Genomic DNA, 22,050 nt, shown 5'->3' with positions numbered 1-22,050 from the left:
TTATATCACTTTTTCGCTTGAAAAATCTGAGGTGCACTCTTGGAGAGCAGAACAAGGACTAGAGCAGCAAGAGCTGCGGTCGCAATTCCACTTATTCCATTTACAACAAATGAATAGGGAATAGCCCCCCAGCCTTTCCAAGCATATTGTCCCCAAAAGATAACACCAGCGACAAAGTGCCAAAAATATTTGATAAGAACGCCGAGAAAAGCTGCAGCAAAGATTGTGCGTGTTTGGCTAGAGTCCTTTTTGCGCAAAACACCAGCTAAACCAAGAGAAATCGGTGCAACGATATATTCAAGCAAGGCCTGTACTGGAGTCAAGATAGTGGCTTGACCTAATACAATCAGAAGTAGACCAAATACTAGCCCGCCTGTCATGCCCCAAAATACGCCGCGGCGCAAGGCTAAGACCAGTAAGGGAATAACTGCCAGCTCAAGATAAAAAACTTGAGCATAGTTTATCGAGATGAAACTCAAGACAAGAGCTAATGCAGCAGCAATAGCTGTTTCGGTAAGTTCTAAAACTTTAGAATTAGACATAAAAAATCTCCTTTTGTTGGCACAAAGGAGGGTTAGAGAGAATTGAAGACAGCAGTCCCCTATACAAACACATTCCTACGCTGGTACTAACCAGATCAGGTCAAATGGTGTTTCTCAGCTCTTGGTTTCCCTTAGAGCACCCATTGTGCAAATTTTTAATTTTACAATCTTAATATACCATAAGATGTTTACTTTAGCAAAAATGTCATACTTATTCCCAGAAAATTCCAAGCCATATGAATGGCCATATTGAGGTAAAAATTTCGGTATTTAAAATAGAATGTGGTTAACACCAGACTCATTGAGCCATAAACAAGCCAACTGTAAAGATCTGTTGGACTGTGCATACCTGCAAAAAGCAGAGCTGCTGTCACGAAGGCTAAAAATTTATTTTTTGTGAAGAGAACTTCGAAAGGGCCAACACGGTAAGTGAGTTCCTCAAAGAAACCGGCAAAAATCGTTTGGACAGCAAAGATGCCTAAAGGAATAACCTGGGCGAGACTATTCAATGCCTCTTGATTTTCTGTACTTGCTTGTAAACCAAGCGCCTGTGCTAAATTGTTGACACAGAGTGAAACTAAGAAAAGCGCACCAAATCCGAGGGCAATTTTGCCCAAGGGAAATTCTTTGATAGCAATCGGTGGAATAATATTACGGCGGCGAGCAAGAAAGTAAGATAAGCCAAGAGCAATAAAGAAAATCATAAAAAAGATCACTTGGTCAAGAGAAGAAAAAGCTCTTCCAGAATGCAATTGGCTCATGAGTGACGTAGCAAAACTTGGTAATAAAGAAAGTACAAAGAAAGCAAGCCAGATTGATTTTTTATAAGTAAAAATTAAACTAATTAGATAAAGAAGGAGGCTGAGTCCTAACCACTGCCCCCAACCAGCCCGTAAAGAAAAAGGAAGGGCAAAGAGAAGAGCAGGAAGGATTGTCCAGGTCCAAGGTTTTTTAATAAGGTCTCGAAATTTAATCATAAAACAATTCTAACATATAATCATTGATAATTTGTATAAGTTTTAATAAAATATAAGAAGATAAATGGAGAATCAGAATGAAAGAATTCATAAATAATTTAGAAGTTTGCTTACCAGGCTACCGTGTACTCAATCGCGAAGAAAATTTAAATTTTTATCGTGATGTGCTTGGCATGAAAGTCTTGCACGAAGAAAATGCAGAAGTTTTTTTATCTGGTTATGAAGCAAAGCAACCAAGGTTAATCTTAGAGGAATCACCAGGTGTAGTTCCAGTTCAAGGTGTGAAAAAACATGGACGTACAGTCATCCAAGCTGATGAGGATGAAATCGAACAGCTTTTAGCGCGTAATCTGGACCAAGTCACACATCTTTATCAGGTAAAAGACAGTTGGGCTTTTGAAGCTGTTTCTCCAGAAAGTGATGTTTTTCTGATGGTATCTGTAAATGATTGGTCAGACTTAACGGAAGTTGCTAAAGCTGAAGTTGACTTTGATGAGGGAGAATTTACAGGATTATCCGATTTCGCTATTAAAGAGGTGCAAATTAATATTGCTGAAAAGTCTATTATTTCAGAGTACGAAAAAATTCTTGGTGTAAAAGCGCAAGGGAATCTTTTAGATCTTGCTGGCTTGCATCTGGTCTTTTGTCAAAATGATGGACCTGACTTGACAGCTAATATGGATGAAAAGCTAGACCTGATGCTTTTACGTTTTCAAGTGTCGCCATCTTTTGATTTGGCTCAGTTTGCAGATGATTTACCTGATGAAAAATTGTATCTGGATAAAAAAGCAAAGACATTGGCTATTGACATCCCACACCACATGGAACTTTGGTTTACAAAACAAGGCCTATGAAAAGTGAAGAAGAATTTTTAGCGACAATTGATGACTATGTGGCAGAAGCAATTTTCCCAGGCTGCCAGATTGCTATTGTAGAAGGAACAAAGGTTCAAGAGTTTGTTCGAGGCAATCAAGCAATACTTCCACAAGTCGAACCATTGGTTGCAGGGAAAAAATGGGATTTAGCTTCCGTTTCAAAAGTTGTAGGTACAGGAACAGTAGTCATTAACCTCGTTTTATCAGGAAAGTTAAGTCTGGATGCTCCGTTTACGGATTATTATCCTGATTTTCATGATGAGAGCATCACTTTGAGACAGCTTCTTACTCATACAACAGGTATCAATCCGTTTATTGAAAACCGTGATAAGTTAGATTTTAAAGGTTTAAAAGAGGCGATTGACCATATCGAGGTAACGGAAGACAAAAGTTGTCACTACACAGATATTAACTTTATTTTGTTGGGCTTTATGCTTGAAAAGCTTTATGGGAAATCTTTAGACGTAGTTTTTAAAGCAGAGGTTTTTGAAAAATGGGACATGTCTGCCACATCTTTTGGTCCTGTTACCAATGCTGTACCGACAAGTCTAGATACGAGAGTGGGAACAGTTCATGATCCAAAAGCAAAAGTGTTAGGAAAACATTGTGGATCAGCAGGGCTTTTTGCACCGATGAATGATTTGGTGAAATTTGTTCAAGGTTATTTTTCAGACACAAAATATTTGGCCCTACAGAAAAATTTTGCAGCGGGTCAACGTCCAAGAAGTTTAGCTTGGGACTTCCTACATGACCAATGGTTACTGCACACAGGTTACACAGGAACTTTCATCCTGATGAATCTGGAAGCAAAAAAAGCGGTGATTTTCTTATCCAATCGTGTGCATCTGAAAGATGAGCGGGCACAATGGATTGCAGATCGCGATGTATTGATTGAAACACTCATAAAAAATTTAAGCTGACAGTCCTGTCAGCTTTTATTACTACCACATAAAAAAACATTTTCCTTTTAAAAAGGAAAATGTTTAATATTTCTTAACTGATATTGTCTACAGGATCGTTCTTTTTCCGATAACTGATTAATATAATAAAGTAAAGTAGTGCGGTAAAGAGGGTTACTCCAATAGGGTTAGTGGTAAGGATACCAAAGAAAATCAATAACAAAGCAATAAGAGCAATAAGACTCATACTCATAGTACCTAGAGCTTTGGCCTTACGCGCCAATAAGAAGCCTGCAAGACTAATTAAGAACCAAACTAAAAGGACAGTGTAAGATAAAGAACCAGCGAGATAGTTGAATAAGCTGTCTCCTAAGAAGTAAGAAAGAACAACACCAATATACAATGTCCCAGAGCAGAAGAGCACAGCTCTTTGAGGAACCTTGCTTTTATTTAAAGTAGCAATTTTTTGCGAAAACTTCCCTTTATGATTTTTTAAGCGGAAGAATAAAATTCTTGAAGAGGCATAAATGCCAGAGTTGATTGAAGAAAAGAGCGCCAGAATAATAATGAAATTAATGATGTCTGCAGCAAATGGAATATGCATTTTGTTAAAGACCATGACAAACGGGCTCATTGTTGATGTTGCCAAGTCGTTCCAGTTGTAGATAAGGAGCAAGAGGAACATTGGGACGATATAAAAAGAAATGATACGTCCAATAACGCCTCGGATAGCGCGCGGGATAGCAGTTTTAGGATCTTCTGTCTCACTAACAGTAATGGCAATGAGTTCAGAACCACCGTAGGAATAGATAACAATCAATAAAGAATTGATAACGCCTTTAAGTCCGTGTGGCGCAAAGCCACCATATTTTGTCATCCCTGAAAATGCAGATATCAAGTTGGTATTAAAAATGTTTTGTGCAACTAAAATGACACCAAAAATAATAAGAAGAATGATAACGCTGATTTTGATAAAAGCAAGCCAGTATTCCGTTTCGGCAAAGAATGTTACTGACAGTAGGTTAATAAGTGACGTTAGGATAGCGATGAGTAAGACAAAAGCCCATGAAGGGATATTAGGAAACCAAAGCTGTATAAAGCTAGCAGCAGCGACAGCTTCGGCAATAATATTAATCATCCAAAGTGACCAATACACCCAGTCGGTAAAGTCGGCCGCATGGTTACCCAGATAAGGTTGAACCAAACCTGAAAGGCCATGTGGTTCATCCGAGCTGAGAACTAATTTTTCTAAGCTCTTCATCACAAAGAATAAAACCACGCCTCCGATAAAGTAAGAAAGAAGGACAGCAGGACCAGCAGATTCTATAGCGGAAGCGCTCCCTTTAAAGAGTCCAGCCCCAATTGCTCCACCTAGAGCAATCATAGTGATATGGCGTGTTGCCATTCTCTTTTGTAAATTTTGATTATTTTCCAATTATAAATTCCTCTCGTTATAAAAATAAATATTTTTAATTTAAAATTCTAAGTCAAATTAAGTCTCCTCTCATTTTATTGTCACGTTTGAGTAGCAATAATCGTTAAAAATAAATTAAAAAAAGATGCCCAAAGGGACATCTCTTTGCCCCTTTTTGACCAACGCCAAAGAGGACTCACACCTTTACTTTCCAGTACTTAGTGTGAGCCCATAATCAACAACAAAACTGTGTGATAAGCGTTAATCATTTTTTGAGCCTCTTTATTTTAATAGTGTAAAGTATAATACAAATAATACAAAAATTCAAATTTTTGCACAAATTAAAAAATTAAAAGTGGACTTAAAAAATTTTTATGTCAAAAGGTTTTTACATTGACTTACACTGAAGGAACTAAGTCTTAGAAAAATTTTTTATTGAAGACGGACATACGTTTTTTATTAGGGCATTCGTGAAAAAATTAGCCAAATATGGTATAATGTATGCACATTTTAAAGGGATTTAGAAGAAAAAATAGACGGAGAGTTGGTGCAAAAAGGCATCAAAAATAGGATAAAGATAAAATGAGCAGAATGATGCCAGCACGTGTACGCAGTGAAGGAATAGCCCTGTATAGTCAGGGGCTTTTAATTGATCCGTCAATAGAAGATTTTAAACTTTCTGCAGAGGTTGCAGGAGAACAAGTAATTTACGATATGGATGGAGCGCAGGACTATTGTTCTTGTGTTGATTTCCAGCGTAATCATCGCTATTGTAAGCACATTGCTGCAGTAGAAGAATACCTCAAGAATGAAAATAAAGAAATCGAAGACAATAAAAAAAATATAGAAAAGATTGAGCTAGTGGCAAATGATGAATTGGCTGCCAACGCTGCCTTTTTAGATGCCTTGAATGGGGAAACACAAGTTAATTTCGGAGCAGAGCAATTTTCGATTGAAGTACATGTTGAAGATAATTCACAACTCTATGATGTTTTTTCTATGGATTACTTCATGTATTTTGACTTACGCTTATATAGCGAACGCTTAGGTAGGGCTTATGTGATTAAGGATATTCCATATTTTTTGAGAACATTGCAAAACTTTGGACAATATTCGCTTGGTGCTCTTCACTATGTTGATCTCTTTTTTGATAATTTCGATGAAGCCAGTCAAGACTTTTTGAATTTCTTGCTTAAAATACATGGCAAACTTGATGCCCAAATGGCCAATCAACTATATATTAAAAATGGACGTTACCTCAACTTCCCTTATCTTTTTATTGAAGAGGCAATGGATTTGGCTTCTAACTTGTCACGTTTTAGCTTGAGATTATCAGGTGCATTGGTTAACTATTTCACCTTCGTTACTCTTGACGAAGATTCAGAAATTTTTAAATTTAGTGTGACAAGCCAAAGAGACTTTATTGAGCTAAAAATCGAAGATAATGCTTTCAGTTCCTTTTACAGTGGTTCGCTTTTATATTATAATCATGTTTTTTATAAGGTTGACCATGAACAAAAACGGTTGTTACAGCTGGTTCAAAAAGAACTTGAGGGTGCAAAACATAATCAATTTTCATATATGGATAAGGACAAAGTAGCGCAAGCACTGCAACAACTTTCTAGTTTAGGTCAAATCTCAGCTCCTGGAAATTTTGTTATTCGCCCCTTTACACCGATTTTTAACTTTGATAATCCTGATGGACAAAATATAGAACTTTCGGTTCAATTTGATTATGGAAATTTTAAAGTGGAACACTTCCATGAGTTAGAAACACTCGAGTTTTCAAGAGACTTACGCCTAGAAAATAAGATATTTACGCTCATGGCTCGTTTTGGTTTCACACGTTCTTTTACAAGTTCTGTTACGCTTTCGGCACAATTTGCAGAAACTTTCTTTATTAAAATTTTGCCCCAATTCCAGAAATTAGGTCAAGTAAAACTGTCTCCTGGACTAATGGATATGAAAGTCGATGAAGTGCCGGAAATCATGATTGATCGTCGAGGAGGCTTGTTGGATATCGCCTTTGAAATGCCAAGCATCGGCGAAAATGAATTTGCAAATGTTATTGCACAACTGCAAAATAATGCGGAATATTATGTCAGTGAAAACGGAAAATTATTTATCTTTGACCAGAAGTTCAGTGAGTTGAAATCAGCTTTACGAGAACTGGATGATAATTTTACCATTAGTGGAACGAGCTTAGAAGTCAATGTGACACGTAGCTTCCAAGTTTCTAAAATATTTGAAAATATTTCAAGTAGCAATTTTTCGAATGAATTTAAAGCCTTCTATGAGCACTTAACGCACCCAGAAACCTTCCCTTACGAAAAACCTGAGCATGTCAAAGCAGAGCTGCGAAGTTACCAGGAAACAGGAGTTCGTTGGATGTCTATGTTAACGCACTATCACTTAGGAGGTGTGTTGGCAGACGACATGGGGCTGGGTAAAACAGTACAAGCAATCACCTATTTACTATCAAATCTAAAAGAAGATGAAACAGCCTTAGTCACTGCTCCTGCTAGCCTTATTTACAACTGGGCCAGTGAGTTTGAGCAATTTACGGACACGGTAGATTATGTGGTTGTTGATGGGATGAAGGCCGATCGTGATGCTTTGATTCACGGGAAACATCAAGTTTATATTACAAGTTACGGAAGTTTCCTTAAGGATTTCGATGATTATCAAGACAAGAAGCTTAACTATCTTCTCTTGGATGAAGCACAAGCTGTGAAAAACTACAGCAGTAAAACAAATAGAGCACTTAGTCAACTGAATGTTGAGCATACTTTTGCTTTATCAGGAACGCCGTTGGAAAATCGCTTAGAAGAAATTTGGGCTATTTTCCAAGTGGTCATGCCTGGCTTTTTACCAAAACGGGAAACATTTAATAAGATGTCGCCAGAAGTTATTGCCCGTATTATCCATCCATTTATTATGCGTCGTAAAAAAGAAGAAGTTCTGACAGAGTTGCCTGATAAGATGGAAATGACCTTACGCAATAACATGGTTGAAGAGCAAAAGCTCTTATACTTAGCACAATTGGAATTGATGCAACAATCTGTCCGTCAAATGGACAGTGCGAGTCTTAAGAAATCACGTATTGAAATTTTGGCAGGAATCACACGACTCCGTCAAATATGTAATACACCGGCACTTTTCATGGATAACTATGAAGGTGGTTCTGGGAAGTTAGACAGTTTGATGGAGCTTTTAGAGCAAGTCAAGGCATCTGGTCATCGCCCTTTGATTTTCTCACAGTTTACCAAAACCTTCCCTTACATTGAAGAAGCCATGGAAAAATTGGATCTCACAGCTTATAAGCTAACGGGTTCAACTCCAGTCAAAGAACGGTTAGAAATGGTGCAAGCCTTTAATGCTGGAAGTCGTGATGCTTTCCTCATCTCACTGAAAGCAGGTGGTGTAGGTCTGAACCTTACAAGTGCTGATGTTGTTATCCTGGTCGATCTCTGGTGGAATCCAGCGGTTGAGGAACAAGCCATTGCAAGAGCCCATCGTATGGGGCAAAAGAGTACTGTTGAAGTCATTCGCTTGATTACACAAGGAACGATTGAAGAAAAAATCATGGAGATTCAGGAACGTAAAAAAGATTTGATTGCAAATGTTTTAGACGGTGATGTGATTGATAAGACGCTCAGTGAAGCAGAAATCAGAGAAATTTTGGGACTATAACTTTAAAAATCACTGAAAATGCGATATAATAATAATTGAAACACTTACCTAAGAAAAAAATAAGATTAAACAAACTTTTTAAGGAACGTAGAGGAAAAGTTTCAAGACAAACAAAAAATTAAGTAGGGCAAGCAATGAACGAAGGAAGAAGAGTCGTATTTCCAATCATAGATGATGATGAAATGCTTGAAAAAGACACACGCGTCATCATGACAAATTCACAACTGATTACTAAGAATCCTAGTCAACAAGACGAGGCTTCTTTTGGTGGTGTTCAAATGTCTGATAAAAAACGTTCAGATGTCTATAAGCCAATAAAAACAAAGGTCAGCTATAGCACTCAACATCGTCCATTAAATAGCAATCATAGTGGGTATAGTTCTTTTGATAAAATGCCTAAAAAAACGAGTGTTGATGAATCAAAAGAAAAGGCCAAAAGAGAAGCAGCGGTACCTCCTAAACGTCCAAAAGGCTATGTTCATCCGCTAGAGCGTGATAAAGATGATTTTTCTTTGCGCCGTTCATCAGCAGTACTTAATGCAGCGAAACCGGCATCGAGTGAAAAGAAGACAATCGAACAAAAGCCGATGTCTCCAAGACGTCCAGCCACTAATAATCCGATTCGGGATATGAAAAAACGAGGATTAAACCTCGATGAAGCTATTATTTCTGGCTCTCCTCAAAAAGGAGAAGATAAGGCTAAAACTGCAAAAAATGAGTATTTCGATAATAAACGGAAGAACTTATTTGACCGCGGACTTTAAATAAAAGAAGGAGAAAAGATTTCAGTTCCGACTGAAATTTCTTATTTATCATGGAAAAAGTATATCATTTTATAGGAATTAAAGGCTCAGGTATGAGTGCACTCGCTCTTATGCTCCACCAAATGGGTAAAAAAGTACAAGGCTCGGATACAACTGACTACTATTTTACACAACGTGGACTTGAGGAAGCGGGTATTCCTATTCTTCCTTTTGACGAGAAAAATATTACACCAGAAGTTGAGTTGATTGCAGGGAATGCTTTCCGTACGGACAATAATGTAGAAATTGCTTTTGCTGAAAAAAATGGCTTCACTTTTAAACGTTACCACGAGTTTTTAGGTCATTTCATGGAAGATTTTATCAGTGTTGGGGTTGCGGGGGCGCATGGTAAAACTTCAACGACAGGAATTTTAGCTCATGTCATGAAAAACGCTGTGGATACGTCATACTTGATTGGTGATGGTACAGGACGTGGAAATGCGGACAGTGAGTATTTTGTTTTTGAATCTGATGAATATGAACGTCACTTCATGCCTTATCATCCAGAATATACAATTATTACAAATGTTGATTTTGACCATCCTGATTATTTCCAAAATATCGATGATGTAGCCTCTGCATTCCAAGACTATGCTCAAAATATTAAAAAAGGTATTTTCGTTTTTGGAGAAGATCCTTATTTACGTAAAATTACAGCAGAAGCACCGATTTACTATTATGGTTTTGAAGATGGAGATGATTATCAAGCAAAAGATATCATCCGCTCAACACGCGGCTCATCTTTTGATGCTTATTTCCGCGGTGAAAAAATCGGACACTTTGTCGTGCCTGCTTATGGGAAGCACAATATTGCAAATGCTTTAGCGGTAGTTGGTGTAACACATCAGCTTGGCTTGGATATGAATGATATTGCTGATCATTTGTTGACTTTCTCTGGTGTAAAACGCCGATTTACAGAGAAAAAAGTTGGCGAAACAATCATTATTGATGATTTCGCACATCATCCTACCGAAATCGAAGCAACGATTGATGCAGCGCGTCAAAAATATCCAGATCGTGAAATTGTAGCCGTTTTCCAACCTCATACATTTACACGAACAATCGCCTTTGCAGATGAATTTGCTCAAGTCCTTGATTCTGCAGATACTGTATATCTTGCTGAAATTTATGGCTCTGCGCGTGAAGTTGACCACCATGAAATTACAGCACAAGACCTTGCGGATAAAGTACGTAAGCCTGCTCGTGTTATTTCAGTGGAAAATGTTTCGCCACTTTTGGATCACAACCGCGGCGTTTATGTTTTCATGGGCGCAGGTAATATCCAACAATATGAAGCAGCCTTTGAGGATTTGCTCAGTCAGTTGACAAAAAATACATTGTAAAAACAAAAAGACTTCCTTAACAGGAAGTTTTTTATTTGTTAAAGTAGAAGATAAATGATTTAAAAGTAACAATCATTATCCCCCAAAAACTAGCGCCATTAAATTATATACCCCAATCTGTAAACATATACCGCTTATCAGCTCTATGATATAATAAAAGTATGTTAACATTTCCACTGGTCAATGATACGTCACGAAAAATCATCCATATTGATATGGATGCCTTTTTCGCTTCAGTAGAAATACGGGACAATCCAGAATTAAAGGGTAAGCCGGTAGTTATCGCACGGAATCCACTGGAAACAGGAGGACGTGGCGTTGTTTCAACGTGTTCCTATGAAGCTAGAGCCTTTGGAATCCACTCGGCTATGAGTGCAAAAGAAGCTTATGAACTCTGTCCACAAGCTGTTTTTATCAGTGGAAATTATGAAAAGTATCGTGCCATATCAGAACAAGTGCGGGAAATTTTTAATCGTTATACTGATGAAGTAGAAGCGGCATCCATTGATGAAGCTTATCTGGATGTTACGCGAAATAAGATCGGATCAACAAGTGCAATCAAAGTGGCGAAACTTATACAGCATGATATTTTTATTGAGCTTGGTTTGACTTGCTCAGCGGGGGTTTCCTATAATAAATTTTTAGCAAAAATTGCTTCGGATTATGAAAAGCCCCATGGTTTGACTGTCATCCTGCCCGAGGCAGCAAAAGATTTTCTAGCAGAACTGCCAGTGGAAAAATTTCACGGTGTGGGTAAGGCTACTGGAGCAAAGCTGCATGAGCTGGGAATTTTTACCGGCGCGGAAATTCAAGCAGCTGACCCATTACTCTTGGCTGAACGCTTTGGGGTTTATGGCTGGAATCTTTTTTTGAAAGCCAATGGTATTCATCATGCTCCAGTTGTGACAAGTCGTCAAAGAAAGTCAGTAGGTAAAGAAAGAACTTATAGCAAACTCCTCTATAATAGTGAAGATATCAAGCAGGAACTCGCTAACCTCTCCGAACGCGTCTCTACTAATGTGAAACGCCATCAACTTCTGGGTGATACAGTTGTACTCAAGTTACGTTACTCTGATTTTAAGACAATTACGAAACGCAAAAAACTTTCAGAGAAGATAAATGAAGCAATTACACTTGCACATGTGGCTCAGGATTTACTGGAAGAGATTGATTATGATGAAACAATAGGAGTCCGCCTTCTTGGAGTGACCCTTACGGGATTTGGGGCAGAAGAATTACGATTAGATATGCAAAACTGAGAAAAGGAATAAAGGGGAGTTTTTTCCTTTTTTTAATGAGTAAAAAACATTGGCCAAACATACAAGCCAGTTGGATAAGTAGGAGGATTTCTTCTAAAGATACAGAAAAAGATACCAAGAAAAGCCAGAGGAAGTCGCCAGCACCAATCCCAATATTGATAAAAAAAGAAACACAAGCAAGACCGAGCCAGAAATAGCTTATGGGACTGATAGGAAAGAAAATAAAAAAACAAGCAGTAAAGCCTAAACCAATATTTAAAGGATAAGAGTAAGTATCAATATCAAATTTGCTCAAAAGTAAGCTTATGAAGAGGGTTAAAAAGTGGAGTAAGTCTAAATCAAACCAAAGTGCACCAAAGAGAATTCCGGTAAGAAATTCTAAGATAAAATAACTGTAAGAAAATTTTTCTCCACAAAAGGCGCACCTACTTTTAAAGATGAATTGAGAGATTAAAGGAAGGAGTTGCCACCATTTGAGGACTTTTTGGCAAGAACTACATTGTGAACGCCCAAAAATAATTGAGGCTTCTGTATCCCAGCGCTCACTTACTAGACCGAGGAAAGAGCCAAAGATGGTCCCGATAATGAAGTAAAATATAAGCATGTTTATTAATACGATAAAAAGATAAAAAACTCACAATCTTAAGCAGAATATTTTATAATTGACCTCTTTTTTTATATAATTGTAATAGAAATAAAAAATTGGAGGTTTCTATGTCTAAGGAAAAAACACAAGAAGTTTTGAATCAAACAGTTGCAGATTTATCTCAAGCAGCAGCACTTGTTCATCAAACACACTGGTATATGCGTGGTTCTGGTTTCTTGACTTTGCATCCTAAAATGGATGAGTTCATGGATGGGCTTAACGAGCATTTAGATGAATTTGCTGAACGTTTAATTACGATTGGTGGTTCACCAGTTTCAACGCTTAAAGAGTTTGATGAGAAGTCAAAAATTGAACTTCAACCAGCAACTTGGGATAAATCAATGTCTGAACGTTTGCACGGTGTCTTGGATACTTACAAATACTTGGCTAAACTTTTCCAAGAAGGCATGGATATTGCTGAGTCTGAAAATGATGCAGTTACTGTTGACCTTTATACGGTTGCACTCGGAGATGTTGAAAAAACAATCTGGATGCTCGAAGCAGAACTTGGATAATAAAAAAGACCTTACACACGCGGTAAGGTCCTTTTTTATTATCCGTTTTTAATTTTTCCAGGCCAGTTGTTCAAGCCAGTTTTAAGAATATAAACTTCTGGTACGCCAGCTTTTTTGAGTTGTTTAGCAACTTTGACTGAAGCTGTTGGTTTACCATTTTCATAAAGTAACACAGGTTTCTTTTTGTTGATTGCGTTCAAACTTTGTTCTATTTGAGAAGCAGGTAAATTACGAGCACCAAGGATGTGTTTTACTCGGAAATCTGCTGCTTCGCGTACATCGATAAGTTGCGAAGTAGCCATCAAACGTTCAAATTCAGGTGCTTCAACAACTTTGGCGTTACGTTTGAGTGTCCAACGTGGATAGAGAAAGAAGACGACAATGAGGGCTAAAAGTATAAAGTCAATGATCCAGATCATTTAAGTTCTCCTAAGATTATTATTTGAATTTTAAAGCAAGGCTTGCGGCACCGATGATACCAGCATCATTTCCGAGCTCAGCAAGTTTAATTTTTGTAGAATCACGTACTGTTGAGAACGAATATTTTTGGAAATAAGTTTCAACTTTAGAACGAAGAAACTCTCCAGCAGCAGAAACGCCACCACCGATGACAATAGCAGCAGGATTCAGGGTACTTCCAAGGTTAGCACAAGCAAAACCAAGGTAATAAGCAAATTTATCCACAACGCTAAGTGCAAAGGCATCACCTGCTTCTGCTGCAATAAAGATGTCTTTTGAAGTTACTTCGTCACCATTATCGATACTTGCTTTAATTTGGCTGCTTCCTTCGTATTCTTCAGCGAATTTTCTTGCAAGACGTACGACGCCAGTAGCAGAAGTGACTGTTTCTAAGCAACCATGGTTTCCACAAGTACAAGCAAAACCATCATGTGGTTCTACTACGATATGTCCGATTTCACCGGCAGCGCCAACAACACCGTGGATAAGATTTCCAGCAGCAACAATACCGCCACCAACTCCAGTTCCTAAAGTGATAAAGACAACATCTGGCTGATTTTCACCAGCTCCGACCCAACGCTCGCCTAAAGCTGCAACATTTGCATCATTGTCAAGAATGAATGGTAGACCGACACCTTCGCTAATAGGCGCACCAACTTCTTGAATATCGGCCCAGTTAAGGTTAAATGCACCTCGGACAGTAGCAGCTTCAATATCTACGGTACCAGGCGTGCCCATTCCAATACCAATAAAGTCAGACTTATCCAAGTTGTAAAGATTTAAACGGTGATTGATAGACTCAATGATATCAGGGACAATATGTTTTCCGTCACTGAGAATATTTGTCGGGATAGCCCATTTATCTTGAACTTCACCTTCAAGTGTCAAAATACCGAACTTGATAGAAGTTCCGCCGAGGTCAATACCAATAATTTTGTTAGCCATTTAGTTTTTCCTTCTCAATTCTTTCTTCACGACGTAAAATAAGTTGGGCAGTGAGGTATTCTTTATCACTTTTCTCAAAAATCCCCTGTTCAACCATATTTGTAAGTTCCTGTTGCATAAAATAAATCGCATCTAAGCGATTGGTCATGAAATTAATAAAACCGTATTTTTTTAACAATTCCTGTACATCATAAAGTGTTTTCATTGTTCTATTTTACCCTAACTGTAAGCGGTTTTCAAGTGTTGATAAGTTTTTAAGTGACTTTTTAGTCGTTATTTTTCTTAACCAACTGTTAACTTGTTTGGACTATTTCAAAAATATAAACTAATTTTCATAGTAGGAAGTGAGTCAAATTTGTTAATTTTATACCTTAGAAAACTTGTAAACGCGTGCATTTTCGCCTTTGACAAAAAGTGTGCTATAATAAATCTGATATATTGTTTGGGCGCACCATAAAAGCTAGCGTTCAAGCTACGGAGACGCGATTTCCGTATGAATTTTTCGAAAGAATAGGTAGAAATAAATTGACTAAATTACGCGAAAACATCAGAAACGTTGCGATTATTGCCCACGTCGACCACGGTAAAACAACTTTGGTTGATGAGTTACTTAAACAATCACAAACGCTTGATGCCCGTACAAACCTTGCTGAACGCGCAATGGACTCTAACGCCCTTGAACAAGAACGCGGGATCACAATCCTTGCTAAAAATACAGCTGTAGAATATGGCGACACACGCATCAACATCTTGGACACACCAGGACACGCGGACTTCGGTGGTGAAGTAGAACGTATCATGAAAATGGTCGATGGTGTTGTTCTTGTCGTAGATGCTTATGAAGGTACAATGCCTCAAACACGTTTCGTGTTGAAAAAAGCTTTGGATCAAAACTTGACACCAATCGTTGTCGTGAACAAGATTGATAAACCATCTGCACGTCCACAAGAAGTTGTAGATGAAGTGTTGGAACTTTTCATCGAACTTGGTGCCGACGATGATCAATTGGACTTCCCAGTTGTTTATGCTTCAGCTATTAATGGATCATCTTCATTGAGCGATGATCCCGCAGATCAAGAAGCAACAATGGATCCAATCTTTAATACAATCATCGAACACATCCCGGCTCCTATCGATAACTCTGATGAACCTTTGCAATTCCAAGTTTCTCTCTTGGACTACAATGATTTCGTGGGTCGTATTGGTATCGGACGTGTTTTCCGTGGCACAATTAAAGTTGGGGACAATGTAACACTGTCTAAACTTGATGGTTCAACTAAAAACTTCCGTGTAACAAAACTTTTTGGTTTCTTTGGCCTTGACCGTCAAGAAATCACTGAAGCAAAAGCAGGTGACTTGATTGCTGTTTCTGGTATGGATGATATCTTCGTAGGTGAAACTGTTACACCTACAGATGCCATTGAACCATTGCCAGTTCTCCACATTGACGAACCAACACTTCAAATGACTTTCCTTGTAAATAACTCACCATTCGCAGGCCGCGAAGGTAAATGGGTAACTGCACGTAAAGTTGAAGAACGTTTGCAAGCAGAACTTCAAACAGACGTATCACTTCGTGTTGAAAATACTGATTCACCAGACAAATGGATCGTTTCAGGTCGTGGAGAATTGCACTTGTCTATCCTTATCGAAACAATGCGTCGTGAAGGCTATGAACTTCAAGTTTCACGTCCAGAAGTTATCGTTAAAGAAATTGACGGTGTAGAATGTGAACCATTTGAACGTGTACGTATTGATACACCTGAAGAATACCAAGGATCAATTATCCAAGCCCTTTCAGAACGTAAGGGTGACATGTTGGACATGGAAATCACAGGTAATGGTCAAGCACGTCTAGTCTTCTTGGTTCCAGCACGTGGTTTGATTGGTTTCACAACAGAATTTATGTCAATGACACGTGGATATGGTATCATGAACCACACATTTGACCAATATATGCCAATGGTTAAAGGAACAATCGGTGGACGTAGCCGTGGTGCTTTGATCTCTATGGACCAAGGTTCTGTAACATCATATGCTATGGGATACGTACAAGAGCGTGGTGTTCTCTTTGTTGAAGCGGGTACAGAAGTTTATGCAGGTATGATTATCGGTGAGCACTCACGTGATAATGACTTGACAGTTAACGTTACAAAAGCTAAACAACAAACAAACGTTCGTTCATCTAATAAAGACTCAACTTCAGTCCTTAACGCTTCTAAAATCTTGTCTCTTGAAGAATCATTAGAATTCTTGGGTGATGACGAATACATGGAAGTAACACCAGAATCAATCCGCTTGCGTAAACAAATTCTTGACAAAGCAATGCGTGAAAAAGCAACGAAAAAGAAAAAAACTGCTGAATAAATAATAGTTTGCATATGGCGCTTGAAACAGCAGAGGAATTTGAGGAAAGACTAAGAAGCCAAAAATAAGGAGAAAAGCATGTTTTATCTGATACTTTTAGTTTTATTTGCCTTGGGCTATATCTTTTTAATGCCGAAGGATGTGAGAAGAAGTGCAGATATCTTTGTTTTTGCATCTGTGTCTGTCCTCATCGTGGCTGTAGCCATCGGTCAAGCGGTCAGTCACCGTGCTGCTTTATATGAAATTGCAATGGTGATTGCACTCTTAGCCCTCGCTGTTAAGGCTCTTGTGGAAATTGAAAAATTATAAAATAAGAAATAGTTTGTCTCGGGCAGACTATTTTTTGGAGGTTACATGGATATAGAGAAAATCGAAAAAGCCTTTGGATTAGTTCTTGAGAATATTATGGCAATTCAAGCAGAGCTCTTGACGGATTTTTATGATGCTTTTGTGGAACAAAATGCAGCTTACTTAGGCGCTTTAGAATTTGCGTCACTGACGAAGGAAAATAATGATAAGGTTCGTTCAATGAACCTCACGAAAAGTGAATGGCAAAAGCTGTTTCAGTTTGTTTTGCTTCAGGGGTCACGTGTCGCACCAATGCAGGCAAATCATAATTTAACTCCGGATTCTATTGGTTTCATCTTTAATTTTATCATTGAGGAGTTGCACAAAGAAAGAAAGATTCGTTTACTAGAATTTGGTTCAGGAACGGGGAATTTGGCGGAAACGCTTTTGGTTCACATGCAAAAAGAAGTAGACTATGTTGGTTTTGAAGTAGATGACCTCTTGTTGGATTTGTCCGCTTCAATGTCAGAAGTCATGGGAACAGAAGCAAGTTTTCTCCAAATCGATGCCGTTAAACCACAGCCCTTGGAACCTGTGGATGTTGTGATGAGTGATCTCCCAGTTGGTTATTATCCAGACGATGAAACAGCCAGCCATTTTCAAGTGCATGACAAATCAGAACATACCTATGTGCACCATTTAATGGTTGAGCAATCTTTCAAATATCTGAAAGAGAGTGGTTTTGCGCTCTTCTTAGCTCCAGATAATCTTTTGACAAGTGCACAGTCTGAGTTTTTGAAGGCTTGGATTAAAGAGCATGCGCATGTTGCTGCAGTTATTACATTACCTTCATCACTCTTTAAAGGTGCAGGGAAATCAATTTATTTATTAAGTAAAAACCAGACAAATACACCGACTTTTGTTTACCCCTTGTCTGATTTAGCAGACCGTTCTATTTTGCAAGAATTTATGTCTGAGTTTGTGAAAAATGTTAAGATTTGACCAAAAACTCTTGGCCAGTCACTGCCTTCAAATTGGTTTTGTGATATAATTTAAGAGAAATTTGAAAGAAGAAGGATAGATAAAATGACAAAAACTCTTGCGGTTAATGCTGGTTCATCATCAATGAAATGGCAAATGTATGAAATGCCAGAAGAAAAAGTTCTTGCAAAAGGTTTAATCGAACGTATTGGCTTGAAAGATTCAGTCACAACCGTTAAATTTAATGATCAAAAAGAAGAACGTGTGTTGGATATTGTAGATCATACACAAGCCGTTCACATTTTACTTGAAGACTTGAAACGTTTCCATATTGTTGAAGAATTTTCAGAGATTACAGGAGTAGGTCACCGTGTTGTCGCTGGTGGAGAGTTATTTAAAAAATCTACTTTGATCGATCAGGAAGTACTGAAACAAATTGAAGAGCTTTCACCGCTTGCTCCCCTTCACAATCCAGCAAATGCTGCTGGTATAAAGGCTTTCTTGGAGTTGTTGCCTGAAGCAACAGCGGTAGCTGTTTTTGATACGGCTTTCCACACAACAATGCCTGAAAAAGCTTTCCGTTACCCATTGCCTAAAAAATATTACACTGAAAATGCAGTGCGTAAATATGGAGCACACGGAACTTCACACATGTTTGTGGCACAAGAAGCTGCAAAAATGTTAGGCAAAGATATTAAGGATACAAAAATCATTACTGCTCATATCGGTAATGGGGGCTCAATCACTGCTGTAAAAGGTGGCAAGTCCATCGACACTTCAATGGGCTTCACACCCTTAGCAGGCATTATGATGGGAACACGTACAGGCGATATGGATCCTTCTGTTTTCCCTTATCTTATTGCTAACGACGATTCACTCAAGGATGCTCAAGACGTTGTCAACATGATGAATAAAGAGTCAGGACTATTTGGTGTTTCTGGTTTGTCTTCTGATATGCGTGAAATTATTACTGCTCGTGATGCTGGGGATACAGATGCAGCCTTAGCATTCGAAATGTATGTTGATCGTATTCAAAAATTCATTGGTCAATACTTGGCTGTTTTGAACGGTGCCGATGCGATTGTATTTACAGCAGGTGTAGGGGAAAACTCAGCTCCAGTACGTGAAGGCGTCTTAAAAGGTTTGTCATGGTTTGGTATTGATGTTGACTTCTCTAAGAATGTTTTTGGATTTGAAGGAGAAATGTCAACACCAGAATCACGCGTTAAAGTCTTTGTTATTCCAACTGATGAGGAGCTTGTAATTGCACGCGATGTTGAAGCGGCAAAAGCGAAATAAAATAAAACGGCGTGTAAAATGCCGTTTTTTTAATATTTCTTTTAAGATATTTTTAAAGTTATGTTATACTAGTAAGACAAAAAGAAAACACTTACATATTGAAGGGATTTTTAAAATATGGAAAAAACACTCGCTGTTAACGCTGGATCATCATCACTAAAATGGCAACTTTATGATATGCCAGAAGAAAAAGTTATTGCTAAAGGTATTTTTGAACGTATTGGTTTGAAAGATTCTATTTCAACAACGAAGTTTGATGATCAAGTGCATAAAAGAGAGCAGGATATTGTTGACCATCGTCAAGCAGTCTTGCTTTTGATGGACGAGTTGATACATTTTAAACTCATTAGTAGTTTCCGTGAGATTACAGCTATTGGTCACCGTGTTGTTGCGGGTGGAGAATTTTTCAATACGTCTACTGTAATTACTCCTGAAGTTTTAGAAGAGATAAAAAACCTTTCAACTTTAGCCCCTCTCCACAACCCAGCAAATGTGCTAGGGATTGAGGCTTTTAAACGATTACTTCCAGATGCACTTGCTGTAGCTGTCTTTGATACAGCTTTTCACACGACATTGCCAGAAAAAGCCTTCCGTTATCCCATTCCAACAAAATACTATACCGACTATGCTATTCGTAAATATGGAGCGCATGGAACTTCACACATGTATGTGTCACGTGAAGCAGCAAAAGTTTTAGGGAAACCACTAGAAGACTTAAAACTTATCACCGCTCACATTGGTAATGGTGCTTCGATTACTGCTATTGAAGGCGGAAAGTCTGTTGATACTTCAATGGGCTTCACACCACTAGCGGGTGTTATGATGGGCACACGTTCAGGAGAAATGGACCCTTCGGTGATTTCTTATATGCTTGAAAGTGATCCTAGCCTACGCTCAGCGCAAGATGTTATTGATGTGCTCAATAAAAAATCTGGCTTACTTGGTGTATCAGAGTTTTCAAGTGATATGCGTGACCTAGAGGAAGCACGTAACGCTGGCAATGAAAAAGCTATCCTAGCTTATGAAATGTTTATTGACCGTTTGAAGAAATTTATCGCACAGTACTTCGGGGTCCTCAATGGAGCAGATGCACTTATCTTTACAGCAGGTATTGGGGAAAACGATACTGATGCTCGTCGTGATATTGTAGCAGGCTTGTCCTGGTTTGGTATGGAAATTGACCCAGAAAAGAATGTCCGCGGGGCGAATGGCATCATTTCTACTCCAGAATCACGTGTTAAAGTTTTGGTTATACCAACAGACGAAGAATTGGTTATTGCGCGTGATGTTGAAGCTGCAAAAAATAAATAATCTTGTTAAAAGACCATATGGTCTTTTTTTCAGCTAAATTTTATGGTAAAATAGTAGGGATAAAAAAGAATAGAGAAGAGATAGGTAACTATGGCTGATATTAAATATAAACGCGTACTTTTGAAACTTTCTGGCGAAGCTTTAGCTGGAGAAAAGGGTTTTGGAATTGATCCTGAAACAGTGAAAAAAGTTGCTGAAGAGCTCAAAGAAGTATACGCTCTTGGTGCAGAAATCGCCATTGTTTGTGGCGGTGGAAATATCTGGCGCGGCGTGACCGGTGAAAAGATCGGTATGGAACGTGCCCAAGCAGATTATATGGGCATGCTAGCTACGATCATGAACGGCTTAGCTCTTCAAGATACACTTGAAGCACTTGGCGTACCTACTCGTGTTCAAACAGCTATCGAAATGAAAGCTGTTGCAGAGCCTTATATCCGTCGTCGCGCTGAACGACACCTTGAAAAAGGTCGTGTCGTTATTTTCGCAGGTGGAACAGGTTCGCCATACTTCTCCACAGATACAACATCAGCACTTCGTGCAGCAGAAATTAATGCGGATGTTATTTTAATGGCTAAAAATGGTGTCGATGGTGTCTATAATGCAGATCCAAAACTTGACGAAACAGCAGTTAAATTTGACAACCTTACACACATGGACGTTATCACAAAAGGTCTTCACGTTATGGACTCAACGGCTTCAACAATGTCAATGGACAACCACATTCCACTTGTTGTCTTCAATATGAATGAATCTGGAAACATTAAACGTGTTGTTCAAGGTGAAGAAATCGGAACAACTGTAGAATAAATTTATAATAAAATAAAAAGGAAAAATCATGGCAAACGAAATTATTGATAATGCAAAAGAACGTATGAATAGCTCATTGAACAGCTTGCAACGTGACCTTGGTCACATCCGTGCAGGTCGTGCCAATGCGAGCTTGCTCGACCGCATCTCTGTGGAGTACTATGGCGCACCAACACCACTAAATCAAATGGCATCAATCACAATTCCAGAAGCGCGTGTTTTGATGATTACACCATTTGATAAAACAATTTTGAAAGATATTGAGCATGCCTTGAATGCTAGTGATATTGGAATTACACCAGCAAATGATGGTTCAGTTATTCGCTTGGTTATCCCAATGTTGACAGAAGAACGTCGTAAAGAGTTAGTTAAAGAGATGGGTAAATACATCGAAGGTGCTAAAGTTGCAATCCGTAACATCCGTCGTGATGCTATCGATACAGCGAAAAAACAAGAAAAAGCAAAAGAAATCACAGAAGATGATTTGAAAGTACTTGAAAAAGACATTCAAACTATAACAGATAATGCTGTTAAAGAAGCAGATAAAATGGCTGCTGAAAAAGAAAAAGAACTTTTGGATGTTTAAGTTTGTATCATCATTTGATTGTAAAAGATTTTATTCTATAT

The 22,050-nt window shown here is 38.3% G+C and carries 21 protein-coding genes and 1 riboswitch; of the genes, 14 read left to right on the top strand and 7 right to left on the bottom strand.

Annotation, left to right across the window (positions count from 1 at the left end; genetic code table 11):
- Nucleotides 1–5: 5 nt before the first annotated feature.
- Together thiT and J0J35_RS07530 are read right to left on the bottom strand one after the other, a co-directional pair.
- Entirely contained in the window at nt 6–542 is a 537-nt protein-coding gene (gene thiT, locus J0J35_RS07535) for an energy-coupled thiamine transporter ThiT (protein WP_206916465.1), read from the bottom strand.
- A gap of 55 nt (nt 543–597) precedes the next feature.
- A riboswitch (TPP riboswitch) is annotated at nt 598–696 on the bottom strand.
- Between the two features lie 34 nt (nt 697–730).
- On the bottom strand, nt 731–1,519 hold the full coding sequence (locus tag J0J35_RS07530; protein WP_206916451.1) for a CPBP family intramembrane glutamic endopeptidase: 789 nt from the start codon (nt 1,517–1,519) through the stop codon (nt 731–733).
- 77 nt (nt 1,520–1,596) lie between these two features.
- Here J0J35_RS07530 and J0J35_RS07525 point away from each other — a divergent pair, with 77 nt between their 5' ends.
- Nucleotides 1,597–2,373 (top strand): CppA C-terminal domain-containing protein, encoded by a 777-nt coding sequence (locus J0J35_RS07525; RefSeq protein ID WP_206916449.1) that lies wholly within the window; start codon nt 1,597–1,599, stop codon nt 2,371–2,373.
- Nucleotides 2,370–3,314 carry a serine hydrolase domain-containing protein gene (locus tag J0J35_RS07520; protein WP_019292252.1) on the top strand — a complete coding sequence of 315 codons (945 nt, stop codon included), beginning with the start codon at nt 2,370–2,372 and terminating at the stop codon, nt 3,312–3,314. Before J0J35_RS07525 ends, J0J35_RS07520 begins: the two co-directional genes overlap by 4 nt.
- Nucleotides 3,315–3,387: 73 nt before the next feature.
- Here J0J35_RS07520 and J0J35_RS07515 read toward each other — a convergent pair whose 3' ends face one another.
- A complete protein-coding gene (locus J0J35_RS07515) occupies nt 3,388–4,728 on the bottom strand; it encodes an amino acid permease (RefSeq protein ID WP_019292251.1) in 1,341 nt (446 codons plus the stop codon).
- Nucleotides 4,729–5,289: 561 nt separating this feature from the next.
- Here J0J35_RS07515 and J0J35_RS07510 point away from each other — a divergent pair.
- From J0J35_RS07510 to dinB, 4 genes are all read left to right on the top strand, one after another.
- A complete protein-coding gene (locus J0J35_RS07510; protein WP_206916447.1) occupies nt 5,290–8,400 on the top strand; it encodes a DEAD/DEAH box helicase in 3,111 nt (1,036 codons plus the stop codon).
- Between the two features lie 134 nt (nt 8,401–8,534).
- Complete coding sequence (locus tag J0J35_RS07505; RefSeq protein WP_019292249.1) at nt 8,535–9,164, top strand: hypothetical protein; 630 nt, start codon at nt 8,535–8,537, stop codon at nt 9,162–9,164.
- A 50-nt stretch (nt 9,165–9,214) separates the two neighbouring features.
- Complete coding sequence (murC, locus tag J0J35_RS07500; protein WP_019292248.1) at nt 9,215–10,546, top strand: UDP-N-acetylmuramate--L-alanine ligase; 1,332 nt, start codon at nt 9,215–9,217, stop codon at nt 10,544–10,546.
- A gap of 161 nt (nt 10,547–10,707) precedes the next feature.
- Nucleotides 10,708–11,805, top strand: coding sequence for a DNA polymerase IV (gene dinB, locus J0J35_RS07495; RefSeq protein WP_019292247.1), 1,098 nt, complete (start codon nt 10,708–10,710; stop codon nt 11,803–11,805).
- Here the strand turns inward: dinB and J0J35_RS07490 are convergent.
- Nucleotides 11,759–12,409, bottom strand: coding sequence for an A24 family peptidase (locus tag J0J35_RS07490; protein WP_206916445.1), 651 nt, complete (start codon nt 12,407–12,409; stop codon nt 11,759–11,761). The two genes, dinB and J0J35_RS07490, sit on opposite strands and share 47 nt — an antisense overlap.
- Nucleotides 12,410–12,519: 110 nt before the next feature.
- Between J0J35_RS07490 and J0J35_RS07485 the strand changes: the two genes are divergently transcribed.
- The gene (locus J0J35_RS07485; RefSeq protein ID WP_003133306.1) at nt 12,520–12,966 is read left to right on the top strand and encodes a DNA starvation/stationary phase protection protein; all 447 of its coding nucleotides are present in this window, start codon (nt 12,520–12,522) and stop codon (nt 12,964–12,966) included.
- A 38-nt stretch (nt 12,967–13,004) separates the two neighbouring features.
- Here the strand turns inward: J0J35_RS07485 and J0J35_RS07480 are convergent, their stop codons facing one another.
- From J0J35_RS07480 to J0J35_RS07470, 3 genes are read right to left on the bottom strand one after another with little or no spacing between them, the layout of a single operon-like run.
- Nucleotides 13,005–13,385 (bottom strand): rhodanese-like domain-containing protein, encoded by a 381-nt coding sequence (locus tag J0J35_RS07480; protein WP_019292245.1) that lies wholly within the window; start codon nt 13,383–13,385, stop codon nt 13,005–13,007.
- Between the two features lie 19 nt (nt 13,386–13,404).
- The gene (locus J0J35_RS07475) at nt 13,405–14,370 is read right to left on the bottom strand and encodes an ROK family glucokinase (RefSeq protein WP_061414320.1); all 966 of its coding nucleotides are present in this window, start codon (nt 14,368–14,370) and stop codon (nt 13,405–13,407) included.
- The gene (locus J0J35_RS07470; protein ID WP_003133311.1) at nt 14,363–14,575 is read right to left on the bottom strand and encodes a YqgQ family protein; all 213 of its coding nucleotides are present in this window, start codon (nt 14,573–14,575) and stop codon (nt 14,363–14,365) included. Before J0J35_RS07470 ends, J0J35_RS07475 begins: the two co-directional genes overlap by 8 nt.
- A 320-nt stretch (nt 14,576–14,895) precedes the next feature.
- Between J0J35_RS07470 and typA the strand changes: the two genes are divergently transcribed.
- The 7 genes from typA (at nt 14,896) to frr (ending at nt 22,009) form a co-directional block, all read left to right on the top strand.
- Nucleotides 14,896–16,737, top strand: coding sequence for a translational GTPase TypA (gene typA, locus J0J35_RS07465; protein WP_019335381.1), 1,842 nt, complete (start codon nt 14,896–14,898; stop codon nt 16,735–16,737).
- Between the two features lie 78 nt (nt 16,738–16,815).
- Nucleotides 16,816–17,046 carry a DUF3165 family protein gene (locus tag J0J35_RS07460; RefSeq protein WP_019292242.1) on the top strand — a complete coding sequence of 77 codons (231 nt, stop codon included), beginning with the start codon at nt 16,816–16,818 and terminating at the stop codon, nt 17,044–17,046.
- Nucleotides 17,047–17,091: 45 nt separating this feature from the next.
- A complete protein-coding gene (locus J0J35_RS07455; RefSeq protein ID WP_019292241.1) occupies nt 17,092–18,027 on the top strand; it encodes a class I SAM-dependent methyltransferase in 936 nt (311 codons plus the stop codon).
- An 84-nt stretch (nt 18,028–18,111) separates the two neighbouring features.
- Entirely contained in the window at nt 18,112–19,305 is a 1,194-nt protein-coding gene (locus J0J35_RS07450) for an acetate kinase (RefSeq protein WP_019294232.1), read from the top strand.
- Between the two features lie 117 nt (nt 19,306–19,422).
- Nucleotides 19,423–20,616: an acetate kinase gene (locus J0J35_RS07445; RefSeq protein WP_019294231.1), complete on the top strand. Its 1,194-nt coding sequence runs from the start codon at nt 19,423–19,425 to the stop codon at nt 20,614–20,616.
- A gap of 90 nt (nt 20,617–20,706) precedes the next feature.
- Nucleotides 20,707–21,423 (top strand): UMP kinase, encoded by a 717-nt coding sequence (pyrH, locus tag J0J35_RS07440; protein ID WP_019292238.1) that lies wholly within the window; start codon nt 20,707–20,709, stop codon nt 21,421–21,423.
- Nucleotides 21,424–21,451: 28 nt separating this feature from the next.
- Nucleotides 21,452–22,009: a ribosome recycling factor gene (gene frr / locus J0J35_RS07435; protein ID WP_017368646.1), complete on the top strand. Its 558-nt coding sequence runs from the start codon at nt 21,452–21,454 to the stop codon at nt 22,007–22,009.
- Nucleotides 22,010–22,050 lie beyond the last annotated feature (41 nt).

Source organism: Lactococcus sp. LG606 (assembly GCF_017309645.1).
GTDB lineage: Bacteria > Bacillota > Bacilli > Lactobacillales > Streptococcaceae > Lactococcus > Lactococcus petauri.
The sequence above is the reverse complement of the archived record's forward strand: the minus strand, read 5'-3'. Positions and strand labels throughout refer to the sequence as shown.